This is a genomic window from Pseudomonas orientalis (assembly GCF_001439815.1).
In the GTDB taxonomy this organism is placed as follows: domain Bacteria; phylum Pseudomonadota; class Gammaproteobacteria; order Pseudomonadales; family Pseudomonadaceae; genus Aquipseudomonas; species Aquipseudomonas orientalis.
Genome location: NZ_JYLM01000002.1, coordinates 513,346 through 527,200, shown reverse-complemented (window position 1 = coordinate 527,200; position 13,855 = coordinate 513,346). Strand labels below are relative to the sequence as shown.

Genomic DNA, 13,855 nt, shown 5'->3' with positions numbered 1-13,855 from the left:
GTCCAGTGAATAAAACAGACTGGCCGGGCGCCAAGGGCCCTGCTAAAACAGCGAAAAGCCTCACTGACGCTGGAGACGCATCCCATGAGTACCTGGCCAGACGCGCGCATTCTCAATCTGCTGGGCATCGACCTGCCCATCATTCAGGCACCCATGGCGGGCGCGACCACCACCGCGATGGTGATTGCCGCCAGCCAGGCCGGCGCACTGGGCTCCATGCCCGCCGCGGCGCTGAGCATCGAGCAACTGCGCGACGCGTTGACCCTCATTCGCCAAGCCGGCACCCGCCCTCTTAATGTCAACTTTTTCTGCCATCAGGCGCCCGAAGCGAACCCGGAGCAGGACCGCCGCTGGAAAGCGTTGCTGGAGCCCTACTACCGCGAACTGGGCGCCGATTTTGCTGCGCCGACCCCGGTCTCCAATCGTGCCCCCTTCAATCAAGCGGCGTGTGAAGTGATCGAAACCTTCCGGCCTGAAGTCGTCAGCTTTCACTTCGGCCTGCCGGAAAAAGCCTTGGTGGACCGGGTAAAAGCCAGCGGCGCCAAGGTGCTTTCATCGGCCACGACGGTGGAGGAAGCGGTCTGGCTGGAACAGCACGGCTGTGATGCAATTATCGCAATGGGCATCGAGGCCGGCGGGCACCGCGGTATGTTTCTCAGTGACGACCTCAACAGTCAGATCGGCTTGATGGCGCTGCTGCCGCAAGTTGTCGACGCCGTCAGCGTGCCGGTGATCGCGGCCGGTGGTATCGCGGATTCGCGCGGGATGCTCGCGGCGTTTGCCCTGGGCGCCTCGGCGGTGCAGATCGGTACGGCGTACCTGTTCACCCCCGAAGCCAGCGTCAGCGCTGCCCATCACCATGCCCTGCGGCATGCCCAGGCCAGCGAAACAGCCCTCACCAACCTGTTCACCGGCCGCCCGGCGCGGGGCATTATCAACCGCGTGATGCGCGAGCTGGGCGCGATCAACCCGGCCGCGCCGGCATTTCCACGGGCCGGTGGTGCATTGATGCCCCTCAAGGCCAGGAACGAAGCGGATTTCAGCAACCTGTGGGCGGGCCAGGCTTTGCGTCTGGGCCACGAACGTTCAACTTACGACCTGACCCGCCGACTGGCTGCGCAGGCATTGGCCAAACTGGGCTAGAGCCCCGAGCACCTTCAGTAACTTCGCACTGTACCGGCACCCGGCAACCGCTATATATTCTCGTACATAGCGGCAATCAGCCGTATCCCCTCAAGGAGTTGCTTCATGATGATCCGCGCCGTGCGCCTGGCCCCCCTGCTTGCCGTCTTCGCCCTGGGTTCGGCGCAGGCCGATGAGGTGCAAGTGGCCGTCGCCGCCAACTTTACCGCGCCGATCCAGGCGATTGCCGCCGACTTCGAGAAAGACACCGGCCACAAGCTGGTCGCGTCCTACGGCGCCACCGGGCAGTTCTATACCCAGATCAAGAATGGCGCGCCGTTCCAGGTTTTCCTCAGTGCCGACGACACCACCCCGCAGAAGCTCGAGGCCGAAGGCGATACCGTCAAAGGCTCGCGCTTTACCTACGCGGTCGGCACCCTGGCCCTGTGGTCGGCGAAAGAAGGTTACGTGGATGCCGGGGGTGACGTGCTCAAGCAGAATGCATTCAAACACCTGTCCATCGCCAACCCGAAAGCCGCGCCGTACGGCCTGGCCGCCACTCAAGTGCTGGCCAGGGAAGGCTTGACCGACAAGGTCAGGGACAAGCTCGTCGAAGGCCAAAACATCACCCAGGCCTATCAGTTCGTGTCCACCGGCAACGCCGAGTTGGGCTTTGTGGCGCTGTCGCAGATTTACAAGGACGGCAAAGTGTCCAGCGGTTCGGCGTGGATCGTGCCGTCATCCCTGCATGACCCGATCAAACAGGATGCGGTGATCCTGACCAAAGGCAAGGACAGCGCCGCCGCCAAGGCCCTGGTCGATTATCTGAAAGGACCGAAGGCCGCCGCGGTGATCAAGTCCTACGGTTATGCGCTGTAAATGCCACTCACGAGCGCTGATTTTTCCGCGATCTGGCTGACGGTCAAACTGGCCTCGCTGACCACGGTGATCCTGCTGCTGATCGGTACGCCAATCGCCCTGTGGCTGTCGCGCACCCGCTCCTGGTGGCGCGGCCCCATTGGTGCAATCGTCGCGTTGCCGTTGGTGCTGCCGCCGACGGTTATCGGCTTCTACTTACTGTTGACCATGGGGCCCAATGGCTACGTCGGTCAGTTCACCCAATGGCTGGGCCTGGGCACCCTGACCTTCAGCTTTGCCGGGCTGGTGGTCGGCTCGGTGATTTACTCCATGCCCTTCGTGGTGCAACCGTTGCAGAACGCGTTCTCGGCCATCGGCACGCGCCCGCTGGAAGTGGCCGCGACCTTGCGGGCCAGTCCCTGGGACACCTTTTTCACGGTGATCCTGCCGCTGGCTCGCCCAGGTTTTATTACGGCGTCGATCCTCGGCTTCGCCCATACCGTCGGCGAGTTCGGCGTGGTGCTGATGATCGGCGGCAATATCCCGGACAAGACCCGGGTGGCCTCGGTGCAGATCTACGACCACGTCGAAGCCATGGAGTACGCCCAGGCCCACTGGCTGGCCGGCGCGATGGTGGTGTTCGCGTTCCTTGTGTTGCTGGCGCTCTACTCCAGCCGTAAAACCAAAATGGGTTGGAGCTGATCGCGATGATTGAGGTACGCCTGCACCTGAAGTACACAGGCTTCGCGCTGGATGTGGAACTGCAATTGCCCGGCCGTGGCGTCACCGCGCTTTACGGCCCTTCCGGCTCCGGCAAGACCAGCTGCCTGCGCTGTATCGCCGGCCTGGAGCGCGCCGCTGACGGGTTTGTGCAGATCAACGACGAGGTCTGGCAAGACAGCCGTAACGGGCTGTTCGTGCCTGCGCACAAACGCGCCCTGGGCTACGTATTCCAGGAGGCGAGCCTGTTCTCCCATCTGTCGGTGCGGGAAAACCTGGCGTTCGGCCTCAAGCGCATCCCACGCGCACAGCGGCGCGTGGACATGGCCCAGGCCACTGAGCTGCTGGGTATCGCTCACCTGCTTGAACGTGACCCGCAGCACCTGTCCGGTGGTGAGCGCCAGCGCGTCGGCATTGCCCGCGCCCTGCTCACCAGTCCCCGCTTGCTGCTGATGGATGAACCCCTGGCGGCCCTCGACAGCCAGCGCAAAAACGAAATCCTGCCTTACCTCGAACGCCTGCACGACGAGCTGGATATTCCCGTGTTGTACGTCAGCCATGCCCAGGACGAAGTGGCGCGCCTGGCCGACCACCTCGTCCTGCTCGGCGACGGCAAGGTCCAGGCCAGCGGCCCCATCGGCGAAACCCTGGCGCGGCTCGATCTGCCCCTGGCGCGGGGCGACGATGCCGGCGTGGTGGTCACTGGCAGCGTGATTGCCTACGACGAGCACTATCAGTTGCTCACCCTGCAACTGCCCGATTGCCCCTTGCAGATACGCGTGGCCCACACGCCGATGGCCCTGGGCAAACAGCTGCGGGTCAAGATTCAGGCACGGGATGTAAGCCTCAGCCACCAGGCGCAGGAGCACAGCAGCATCCTCAACCGCCTGCCGGTGACCGTCATCCAGGACGTTGCGGCGGATAACAGCGCCCATGCACTGGTGCGCCTGAATGTCGGTGGCACGCCGTTGCTGGCGCGCATTACGCGGTTCTCGCGGGACCAGCTGAATGTGCAGCCGGGACAGGTGTTGTGGGCGCAGATCAAGGCGGTGGCGGTGCTGGCCTAAACCATTTGGCACGACCGCAGAACGACGCGGTCAATCAGACATACCGGCCTGATCCATTGCCAAGGAACCCGCACCATGCCCGACTCTGCGCTGCCCGCCGATCTACCCCGTGACCTGCATTACGTTGACGACAGCCAACCCGGCATCCGCCGCAAAAAGCTGCGCGGCAAGTTCCAGTATTTCGGCCCCGACGGCGAACGCATCACCGATGCCGATGAAATCAAGCGCCTGAATGCGCTGGCGGTGCCGCCCGCCTACACCGATGTGTGGATCTGCGCCGACCCGCGCGGCCACCTGCAAGCCACCGGCCGCGACGCCCGAGGCCGCAAGCAGTATCGCTATCATGGGCGCTGGCGTGAGGTGCGCGACAGCGACAAATATGCGCGGCTGCAGGCCTTCGGCGCTGCCTTGCCCAAGTTGCGCAAACAATTGGAAGCACAGATCGCCGAGCCCGGCTTCACCCGCGAAAAAGTGCTGGCCACGGTGGTGATGTTGCTCGATGCCACGCTGATCCGCGTCGGCAATACTCAGTACGCCCGCGACAATAAATCCTATGGCCTGACCACCCTGCGCAACCGCCACGTGGACATCAAGGGCAGCGAGATAAAATTCCAGTTTCGCGGCAAGAGCGGCGTGGAGCATCAAATCAGCGTCAAGGACCGGCGCCTGGCCAGTGTGGTCAAGCGGTGCATGGAACTGCCCGGACAGAACCTGTTCCAGTACCTGGACGAACACGGCGAACGCCATACCGTCAGCTCCCAGGACGTCAACGCGTACCTGCATAGCCTGACCGGCGAAGACTTTACCGCCAAGGACTACCGCACCTGGGCCGGCACGGCCATGGCGCTGGCGGTGCTGCGCGAGTTGGCATGGCAGCCGGAGTCCGACGCCAAGCGCCATGTGGTCAGCATGGTCAAGGACGTCGCGAGGCAACTGGGCAATACGCCGGCGGTGTGTCGCAAGTGCTATATCCACCCGGCGGTGCTTGAGCATTTCAGCCTGGGCGAGCTGTCGAAGTTGCCCAAGCCGAGGGTGCGCAAGGGCCTCAAGGCCGAAGAAGTCGCCCTGGCGATGTTCCTTGAGCAACTGGTCGCCGACTTGCCCGGCCAGACCTCACTGCAACGCTGATTGCGCGCCGTCGCAAAGCGCCCTAGGGTAGTGGCGGGATAATCTCACTGGAAACCGGCCCGATGCTGCCTTCGCCCCGCAAGCCTTACGCCAATGCCGCGCTCGCCCATCGACAACGCTGGCGTGGACGCGTGGGCCTGCTGCTGGTGGCCGGTTTGTCGGTGCTCGCCGGCATGACCGATGCCATTGGTTTCATGGCCAGCGGCGACTTTGTCTCGTTCATGAGCGGCAACACCACACGCCTGGCGGTCGCGATCAGCGCAGGCGACGGGGGGCTTACCGCGCGCCTGGTATTGCTGGTGGCTACCTTCATCCTCGGCAACGCGTTGGGCGTCATCGTCAGCCGCGTGAGCAAGCGCCACGCGCTGCCCTTGTTGCTCAGCATCGGCGCCCTGCTCTGCGCTGCGGCGCTGCTGCCGTGGCCCGATACGCTGCCCGCTCTGCTGGCGGCGATTATCGCCATGGGCATGCTTAACGCGGCCGTCGAGCAAGTGAATGGCGTGCCGGTGGGTCTCACCTATGTGACGGGGGCGCTGTCGCGTTTTGGTCGCGGGCTGGGCCGCTGGGTGATGGGCGAGCGCCGCAATGGCTGGCGCATGCAGTTGATACCCTGGGCGGGGATGTTTGTCGGCGCGGTAATCGGAGCGCTGCTGGAACAGCAGATCGGCCTGCGCGCGCTGTGGGTCAGTGGCGCACTGGCGGGGCTGCTGGGCCTGGCGACCCTGGCGATTCCCCGGCGCTGGCAGTTGGGCTTCATGCCACGCTGACCATCAAGGTTTGGAAAAAAAGAAGTGCCCGCCCGACGTTTAGGCCTCGACATCCGTGTACCGGTAAAGAGCCATCACGTCGGGCGAGCCGTTGAATAATAGGCCAATGCCCGACGGCTGTCCCGCCGGGCGTTTGCGAATAGGACTAAGGCAAGGTATTACAGACACGTGGCAAGCGCTGCCAGGCGGCGTTTGGCCGGCATCGTGTCCTCTGCGGCGTAATACTTGACGGTAGAACCCGCGCCCGTGCTCAGTACATCCGCAAAGTAGTCACCGCCCGTGGTGTACACCGTAAAGCCTCCGGCCTCGGTGGCTTCCTTGAAGCCGCCGGCATCGACGCCGAATACGCTTTCATCCTGCCAGCCATACTGAATGCATTGGGCAACCACCAGGGTGGCCTTGTCCGACGCCATGGTCTTGTACGGGTTGCCCGTACGCGCCTCTTTCATCTTCGAACCCGCGCAGCCGGCCAGCGTTGCCAGTACCAATGCGCCTATCACCACTTTGTACATGCCTGTGCTTCCTTGGAAAAACCGTGACTCTACCATTGCGCCGCCGCCAACTGACGCGCCCATGAAGTTTGTTTCACGGTAAAGGCAAAACCGGCCGCTTATAGTGGGCACGCTCATTTTTAGAAGTCTCCCTTCTGCCCGCCCTCCCGCGGGCTTTTTTTTGCCTGCGGCTTACAACCACCAGCGCAACAGATAGAACAGCGCCATGCTCGACAGCACGGTGACCAGCACACTGCGCGTCCACAGCATCAACCCCACGGCGCAGATCCCGGCGAGCAGGTAGGGGTTGCTCGGGCTCAGGTTGAGCTGGTGGTCTTTGATGAAAATAATCGGCCCGCAAATCGCGGTGAGCATGCCCGGTACGGCAAACCCGAGGAACTCACGGGTGCCCCGATTGAGCCGCACCGGCAAGCGCGGCTCGATAAACAGGTAGCGATTGAAAAACACCACCAGCGCCATCGCCACAATCATCAGGTAAATCATCGCTGTCCGACTCCCAGGCGTTTGCAGGCGAATCCTGCGCTCATCCCCAATACGCCCGAGACCACCACCGCCGATTCCCAGTGCAGGTAACTCAGCCACACCGAACACAAGAGGGAGACGGCGACGCACACCACCGTCGGCACGTCGCGCACCACCGGCGTGATCAGGGCGATAAAGGTCGCGGCAATCGAAAACTCCAGGCCCAACTGGTCCAGACCGGGAATACTTTGGCCCAGCACAATGCCGGCCAGGGTGAACAAGTTCCAGATGATATAGAACGTCAGGCCGACACCCAGGGCATACCAGCGATTGAAGGTCTGGCGGTCATAGTGATTGACCAGGGCAAAGAACTCGTCGGTCAACAGAAAACCCAGGCTCATGCGCCAGCGGGTGTTGAGCGAGGACAGCGTCGGGCGCATATGCATGCCGTAGAGCAAATGCTGGGAGGTCAGCAGCAAGGTGGTCAGCACGATGGAGATCAGGCTGGCGCCGCTCTTGACCATACCGATCGCCACCAGTTGAGCCGCGCCGGCAAACACGATGGCGGACAAGCCCTGGGCTTGCAGCGGCGTGAACTGCGCATCGATGGCCATGGAACCTGCAAGCAACCCCCAGGGGGCGCAGGCCAGGGATAACGGAATGACAGCAATGGCGCCACGGGTGAACGCGTCACGAGGTAAGGCGGTAGGCATGGACTGGGCTCATCGACAGACAGTCGACAAGCATGCCAGCGCACTCAGGCGCTTGTCTTGAACGATCTTGCTCAGGCCAGCTTTACCGACACCATCTCCACCGAGTCGCGCGCTTCGCGCAGTTCGTAGGCATCCTGGTTCAACCGGTGAATGCTGTTGAGCAGGCGCTGGCGCAGCACTTCATCGCCGAGCTTTTCGACGGCACGCATCAAGTCGAACGCCGCGGTTTCGTTATTTTCCGCGACGGAATCCAGGGTTTTGCGCAGGTTACGAGTGGCTCGGGTCACGCGGGAGCTTCCTTCATCAGCAATGGGCGGGCACTTTAGGACATTCATGTTTCAGTTTAATTTCAATCACTTGTGGTCGATCATCGGGCAGTTGATCCACGTCAACCGAAATCAGGATTTGACTTACATGGCGGTGCTGATCAAATGCCGGGCCGATGCCGCTCAAGCGCGACTGACGCGATTAATCCTGCGCGAGCGCGAACTTTACGCAGGCGAACCGATCCATGCCTTGGATGAAAGCCGGCCCTGCTTGCAACACGTCACGCTGCGTCGGGATGCAATGGGCGACACACCACAACGGGCCAGCATCCGCTGAGCCATCGGAGCGTTAATTCATGCTTGTCGCAATCGCGATTTTCCTCGTCACCATCGTGCTGGTCATCTGGCAACCCAAGGGCCTGGGCGTCGGCTGGAGCGCCAGCCTGGGCGCGATCCTGGCCCTGGCCTGCGGGGTGATCAGCCTGGCGGATATTCCGGTGGTGTGGCACATCATCTGGAACGCCACCGGCACCTTTGTCGCGTTGATCATCATCAGCCTGTTGCTGGATGAAGCCGGGTTCTTCGCCTGGACCGCGCTGCATGTGGCGCGCTGGGGGCGTGGCCGGGGCCGTCGCCTGTTTGCCTACATGGTGCTGCTCGGCGCCCTGGTGTCGGCCCTGTTCGCCAATGACGGCGCGGCGTTGATCCTCACCCCGATTGTGATGTCGATGCTGCTGGCCCTGCGCTTTTCGCCCGCGGCGACGCTGGCGTTCGTCATGGGCGCAGGCTTTATCGCCGACACGGCGAGCCTGCCGCTGGTGGTGTCGAACCTGGTGAATATTGTCTCGGCGGATTATTTCAAGATCGGCTTCAACGAATACGCCGCCGTGATGGTGCCGGTGAACCTGGTCAGCGTCGCCGCGACCCTGGCGGTGCTGCTGTGGTTTTTCCGCCGCGATATTCCGCAGACCTACGACCCGGCCGATCTGGAGCAACCCGACAGTGCCATCCACGACCGTGCGACGTTTCGTGCCGGCTGGTGGGTACTGGGTATTCTACTGGTGGGCTGCTTCGCGCTGGAACCGCTGGGCATTCCCATCAGCGCAATTTCCGCAGTGTGCGCCGTGCTGTTGCTGGTGATCGCCGCCAAGGGCCACACCCTCTCCACGCGCAAAGTCTTGAAAGACGCGCCATGGCAGATCGTGATCTTTTCCCTGGGCATGTACCTGGTGGTGTACGGCTTGCGTAACGCCGGCCTGACCGACTACCTGGCCACCTGGCTCGACGCCTTCGCCGCCCATGGCGTGTGGGGCGCAGCCATGGGCACTGGCGTGCTGACCGCGCTGCTGTCTTCGGCGATGAACAACCTGCCAACCGTCTTGATCGGCGCGCTGTCCATCGAGTCCAGCCATGCCGTGGGCGTGGTCAAGGACGCGATGATCTATGCCAACGTGATCGGCAGCGACCTGGGCCCGAAAATCACCCCGATCGGCAGCCTGGCCACCTTGCTGTGGCTGCATATTCTGGCACGCAAGGGTATTACCATCACCTGGGGTTACTACTTCAAAGTCGGGATTGTACTGACCGTGCCAGTGCTGTTGATCACCCTCGCCGCCCTCGCCTTGCGCCTGAGTGTCTGAGGAATGCAGTGAAGAAAGTTCTGTTCATGCGTTTGAATGGGGGCAACTTCCCAAGCCGACCTCGATAGAAATGGGGAGGGGGCTTGCCCCCGATGGCGGCCTCTGGGCCGACCAGGATGTTGGATTGGACCGAGTACATATCCGTTTCTCCGATAACGGCTACTTAGGGTTCCGCTTTTACAGCGGCTCACTTTTGAAAAGCCGGAATGCCGGCCCAGTCAAAAGTAAGCAAAACGCTCTTGCCCCACCACTCGGCACCTCGCTTGGGCTCGGTGTGCCGGGCCAACGTCTCGCGGGCAAGCCCCCTCCCACATGTGGACCGAGGTGACTCATCGCCAGCGCTCCCTCGCACACATTCGATTTTGCATGGTTTCCTGCCCTCGGACTGACGTATGCTTTCGCACTTTCTCGACAGGACGCGGGCATGCTGACAATCTTTTTCTACGCGCTGGTCTTCGGCTTTGTGTTTTGCCTCTCTCCCGGCGCGGTGCTCGCCGAGACCCTGCGCCGTGGTTTGCTCCACGGTTTCACACCGGCCCTGCTGGTGCAGGTTGGCTCGTTGGTGGGCGATGCGGTCTGGGCGGTGATCGGGCTGACGGGCATCGCGTTGTTGATCCAGCATGACGCGGTGCGCGTGCCGCTGACGGTGATCTGCGCGCTTTACCTGGCCTGGCTGGGCATTCGCAGCCTGATCGATGCCTGGCAGTTACCGCAAATCGAGAATGCGCCCGTCAGCTCCGGAAAAAATGCACTGGCCGTGGGCGCAGCGATCTCTTTGGCCAATCCGAAGAACATCGTTTACTGGGGCGCCTTGGGCAGCGCGTTGTCGGGCATCGTCGGCACTACCCCGAGCCATGGGCAAACGCTGATGTTTTTTGCAGGGTTCATGATCGCGTCAGTGCTGTCCTGCTTTCTGACTGCCGCACTGGTCAACTTACTGCGCAAGAACGCCTCGCCGACTTGGCAGCGCATCAGCTATGGCACTTGTGGGGCAGTATTGATTTATTTGGCAGCCCTCGCCGCACAGAGTATTTGAAGTTACATAGACCATCACTTATCTGAATGAACTCTGAACATTGACTCATTTAATTAATCATGCGTTGACATTCTGTAACTGCCTGAGTAAATTGCCCCTGCCCGCAAACAGGGGCCTTTTTTAAACCTCACAAAAGAAGCCAATGGACACAGTATCTAGTCGCTGTCCGAGCACCGCCTCAGCGGGCGTCGGGCGCCAAACCCAGAACATGACGGGACTTGCCTTCCAGGCCCGGTAAGCTGCGCTAGAGCTTGATGCTCCACCGTAACTGCCTCGCCGGTCGCGTGTCCGGTCCCGAGGTGTGTTATGACCTTGCAAACCCTTGTTTTACCTGATGTGCGCTCTCTGGCCGCCGCCCTGCGCGCCAGGCTGTGCCGTGCACCCGCTGGCGTGTCCCCTGCCCGTGCAGCCTTTGTTTCAACCTGCCTCCAAATGCGTCCGGCGCGTCCGCTGGCGCATTGGCGTGTCTGCCCGCGAAGCGGCCAGTTGGTGCAGCACTGGGATCACGCCGACCCTCAGGACCCGCAGAGACCCATCGTTTCCAGCCTGGCCCAGGCTGGCGTGATGCTCGGGTTTTACTTGAGCGCTCGCACCGCCTGACCTAACTGGAAACAGCAACTTTCTTATTGATGCACTGGAGTTCCTTATGAACTTTCCCAGTTGTGGATCGCTGCGCGCACGTTAATTAACGCGCCGTCAGCATTCACTGTTAAGGATTATCCAGACCTTATTCAAACCGATCGCGAAGTTCGCGGCTCGGCATGCTTTCGCTCGCCTGTCATCAGGCAAGTAACGGGTATGTTTTGTCGAGAGTTGGCGACAGGAGTACACACCATGAGCGTCGTAAAAAACACGCCACTGCAGCAGAAAAAAGGCAGCGACGACAGCACCAGACTGTCGATGCGCGCCGCCCGCGAAGCCCGCAACGGCCTGTCGGCCACTCTGGCCAACGTACGCGCCACCCAGGATGGCCTGACCGAACTGGACGCCTCGGCGCGCCTGCATCGCGAAGGCTACAACGAGGTGGCTCACGACAAGCCACCTCACGCTATCGTCCAGTTCATGCAGGCGCTGAACAATCCCTTCATCTACGTATTGCTGACCCTGGGCGGCATCAGTTTCATCACCGACTGCTGGCTGCCGATGCAGGACGGCGAAGAAGCCGACCCGACCAAGGTCATCATTATCATGACCATGGTGCTGCTCAGCAGCCTGCTGCGTTTCTGGCAGGAACACCGCTCGGCCAAGTCCGCCGAGGCCCTCAAGGCCATGGTGCGCACCACTGCCACGGTACTGCGCCGCGAGCAGGTGGGCGCCCAGCCGAGCCTGCGCGAAGTGCCGATGCGCGAGCTGGTGGCCGGTGACATCGTGCACCTGTCGGCCGGCGACATGATCCCCGCCGACATCCGCCTGATCGAATCCCGCGACCTGTTTATCAGCCAGGCGGTGCTCACCGGCGAAGCCTTGCCGGTGGAGAAATACGACACCCTGGGCGATGTCACGCAAAAATCCGCGTCCCCACTACCTGCCGAGCAGGGCAACCTGCTCGACCTGCCGAACGTCTGCTTTATGGGCACCAACGTGGTCAGCGGTCGGGCGACAGCCGTGGTAGTGGCGACAGGGCCGCGCACCTACTTCGGTTCGCTGGCCAAAGCGATCGTCGGCTCAAGGGTGCAAACCGCATTCGACCGTGGCGTAAACAGCGTCAGTTGGCTGCTGATCCGCTTCATGCTGGTGATGGTACCGATTGTGTTCTTCCTCAACGGCTTCTCCAAAGGTGATTGGGGCGATGCCTTCCTGTTCGCCCTCGCCGTTGCGGTAGGCCTCACCCCGGAAATGCTGCCGATGATCGTCAGCGCCAACCTGGCCAAGGGCGCCACGGCCATGGCCAAGCGCAAAGTGGTGGTCAAGCGCCTCAATGCAATTCAGAACTTCGGTTCGATGGATGTGCTGTGCACCGACAAGACCGGCACCCTGACCCAGGACAAAATCATTCTGGAACACCACGTCAACGCCTGTGGCCGGCGCGATGATGCGGTGCTGTCCCTGGCCTGGCTCAACAGCTTTCACCAGAGCGGCATGAAGAACCTGATGGACCAGGCCGTGGTGCAGTTCGCCGCGCAGAATCCCAAGTTCCAGGTGCCGTTTGCCTACAGCAAAGTCGATGAGTTGCCGTTCGATTTCGTCCGCCGACGCCTGTCGATCATGATGAAGGATGCCGCCGGCGATCATCTGCTGGTGTGCAAGGGCGCCGTGGAAGAGATGCTGAGCATTTCCACCCACACAATGGAAAACGGCGCCGCCGTGCCGCTGGATGAGCACCGTCGCGGGCAGTTGCTGGCGATCGCCAATGACTACAACGAAGACGGCTTCCGTGTACTGGTCGTCGCCACCCGTACCATCCCTAAAGCGCTGGCGCGCCAGCAGTACACCGCCGCCGATGAACGCAACCTGGTGATCCATGGTTTCCTGACGTTCCTTGATCCACCGAAGGAAACCGCCGGCCCGGCCATTGCCGCGCTGCAACAAATCGGTGTGGCGGTCAAAGTGCTGACCGGCGACAACGCGGTAGTGACCAGCAAGATCTGCCGCCAGGTCGGCCTCGAGCCCGGCCAGCCGCTGCTGGGGCCGCAAATCGAAGCGATGGACGACGCGACGCTGCTGCGCTGCGTGGAAGAACGCACGGTGTTTGCCAAGCTCACACCCCTGCAGAAATCGCGAGTGCTCAAGGCGCTGCAAGCCAACGGCCACACCGTCGGCTTCCTCGGCGACGGGATCAACGATGCACCCGCCCTGCGCGATGCCGACGTGGGTATTTCGGTGGACAGCGGCACGGATATCGCCAAGGAGTCGGCCGACATCATCCTGCTGGAAAAGAGCTTGATGGTGCTCGAAGAAGGCGTGCTCAAAGGCCGCGAGACCTTCGGCAATATCATGAAGTACCTGAACATGACCGCCAGCTCCAACTTCGGCAACGTGTTCTCGGTGCTGGTGGCCAGTGCGTTCATTCCGTTCATGCCGATGCTGGCGATTCACCTGTTGCTGCAAAACCTGATGTACGACATCTCCCAACTGGCCCTGCCGTGGGACAAGATGGACAAGGAATACCTCGCCAAACCACGCAAATGGGATGCGAAAAACATCGGCCGCTTCATGATCTGGATCGGGCCGACCTCGTCGATCTTCGACATCACCACCTTCGCCCTGATGTGGTACGTGTTCTCGGCCAACAGCGTGGAAATGCAGACCCTGTTCCAGTCCGGCTGGTTTATCGAGGGCCTGCTCTCGCAAACCCTGGTGGTGCATATGCTGCGCACCCGCAAGATCCCGTTCTTCCAGAGCACGGCCGCCTGGCCGGTACTGATAATGACCGGCATCGTCATTGCCCTGGGCATCTACGTACCGTTCTCGCCCCTGGGCACCCTGGTGGGCCTGCAACCGCTGCCGCTGGCGTACTTCCCATGGCTGGTCGGCACCCTGCTCGCCTACTGCTGCGTCGCCCAACTGATGAAGACGATCTACATCCGCCGCTTCAAGCAGTGGTACTGATCATCACCGTTCAAA

Annotated in this window: 15 protein-coding genes; 11 read left to right on the top strand and 4 right to left on the bottom strand. The window is 61.8% G+C overall.

Features of this window, described 5'->3' with window-relative positions; genetic code table 11:
- Positions 1-84 precede the first annotated feature (84 nt).
- From TU82_RS06655 to TU82_RS06630, 6 genes are all read left to right on the top strand, one after another.
- Positions 85-1,143 carry an NAD(P)H-dependent flavin oxidoreductase gene (locus TU82_RS06655; RefSeq protein WP_057722333.1) on the top strand — a complete coding sequence of 353 codons (1,059 nt, stop codon included), beginning with the start codon at positions 85-87 and terminating at the stop codon, positions 1,141-1,143.
- 105 nt (positions 1,144-1,248) lie between these two features.
- Positions 1,249-2,001, top strand: a complete 753-nt coding sequence (gene modA / locus TU82_RS06650; protein WP_057722332.1) for a molybdate ABC transporter substrate-binding protein — start codon at positions 1,249-1,251, stop codon at positions 1,999-2,001.
- A complete protein-coding gene (gene modB, locus TU82_RS06645; RefSeq protein ID WP_057722331.1) occupies positions 2,002-2,682 on the top strand; it encodes a molybdate ABC transporter permease subunit in 681 nt (226 codons plus the stop codon).
- 5 nt (positions 2,683-2,687) lie between these two features.
- Complete coding sequence (modC, locus tag TU82_RS06640; RefSeq protein ID WP_057722330.1) at positions 2,688-3,767, top strand: molybdenum ABC transporter ATP-binding protein; 1,080 nt, start codon at positions 2,688-2,690, stop codon at positions 3,765-3,767.
- 75 nt (positions 3,768-3,842) lie between these two features.
- Positions 3,843-4,895, top strand: coding sequence for a DNA topoisomerase IB (locus TU82_RS06635; protein ID WP_057722329.1), 1,053 nt, complete (start codon positions 3,843-3,845; stop codon positions 4,893-4,895).
- 62 nt (positions 4,896-4,957) lie between these two features.
- Positions 4,958-5,662, top strand: coding sequence for a YoaK family protein (locus tag TU82_RS06630; RefSeq protein WP_057722328.1), 705 nt, complete (start codon positions 4,958-4,960; stop codon positions 5,660-5,662).
- Between the two features lie 158 nt (positions 5,663-5,820).
- Here the strand turns inward: TU82_RS06630 and TU82_RS06625 are convergent, their stop codons facing one another.
- The 4 genes from TU82_RS06625 to TU82_RS06610 form a co-directional block, all read right to left on the bottom strand.
- Positions 5,821-6,174 carry a hypothetical protein gene (locus tag TU82_RS06625; RefSeq protein WP_057722327.1) on the bottom strand — a complete coding sequence of 118 codons (354 nt, stop codon included), beginning with the start codon at positions 6,172-6,174 and terminating at the stop codon, positions 5,821-5,823.
- A gap of 171 nt (positions 6,175-6,345) precedes the next feature.
- Positions 6,346-6,657, bottom strand: coding sequence for an AzlD domain-containing protein (locus tag TU82_RS06620; protein ID WP_057722326.1), 312 nt, complete (start codon positions 6,655-6,657; stop codon positions 6,346-6,348).
- Positions 6,654-7,349 carry an AzlC family ABC transporter permease gene (locus tag TU82_RS06615; RefSeq protein WP_057722325.1) on the bottom strand — a complete coding sequence of 232 codons (696 nt, stop codon included), beginning with the start codon at positions 7,347-7,349 and terminating at the stop codon, positions 6,654-6,656. The genes TU82_RS06620 and TU82_RS06615 overlap by 4 nt, the downstream gene beginning before the upstream one ends.
- A 71-nt stretch (positions 7,350-7,420) precedes the next feature.
- On the bottom strand, positions 7,421-7,636 hold the full coding sequence (locus TU82_RS06610) for a hypothetical protein (protein ID WP_057722324.1): 216 nt from the start codon (positions 7,634-7,636) through the stop codon (positions 7,421-7,423).
- Between the two features lie 46 nt (positions 7,637-7,682).
- Between TU82_RS06610 and TU82_RS06605 the strand changes: the two genes are divergently transcribed.
- The 5 genes from TU82_RS06605 to mgtA all read left to right on the top strand — a co-directional run bounded on the left by TU82_RS06605 (position 7,683) and on the right by mgtA (position 13,840).
- Positions 7,683-7,952: a hypothetical protein gene (locus TU82_RS06605; protein WP_057722323.1), complete on the top strand. Its 270-nt coding sequence runs from the start codon at positions 7,683-7,685 to the stop codon at positions 7,950-7,952.
- A 19-nt stretch (positions 7,953-7,971) separates the two neighbouring features.
- Entirely contained in the window at positions 7,972-9,255 is a 1,284-nt protein-coding gene (locus tag TU82_RS06600; RefSeq protein WP_057722322.1) for an arsenic transporter, read from the top strand.
- A gap of 424 nt (positions 9,256-9,679) precedes the next feature.
- A complete protein-coding gene (locus TU82_RS06595) occupies positions 9,680-10,291 on the top strand; it encodes a LysE family transporter (RefSeq protein ID WP_057722321.1) in 612 nt (203 codons plus the stop codon).
- 306 nt (positions 10,292-10,597) lie between these two features.
- The gene (locus tag TU82_RS27690) at positions 10,598-10,891 is read left to right on the top strand and encodes a hypothetical protein (protein WP_082631973.1); all 294 of its coding nucleotides are present in this window, start codon (positions 10,598-10,600) and stop codon (positions 10,889-10,891) included.
- A 234-nt stretch (positions 10,892-11,125) separates the two neighbouring features.
- Positions 11,126-13,840: a magnesium-translocating P-type ATPase gene (gene mgtA, locus TU82_RS06590; RefSeq protein WP_057722320.1), complete on the top strand. Its 2,715-nt coding sequence runs from the start codon at positions 11,126-11,128 to the stop codon at positions 13,838-13,840.
- Positions 13,841-13,855 lie beyond the last annotated feature (15 nt).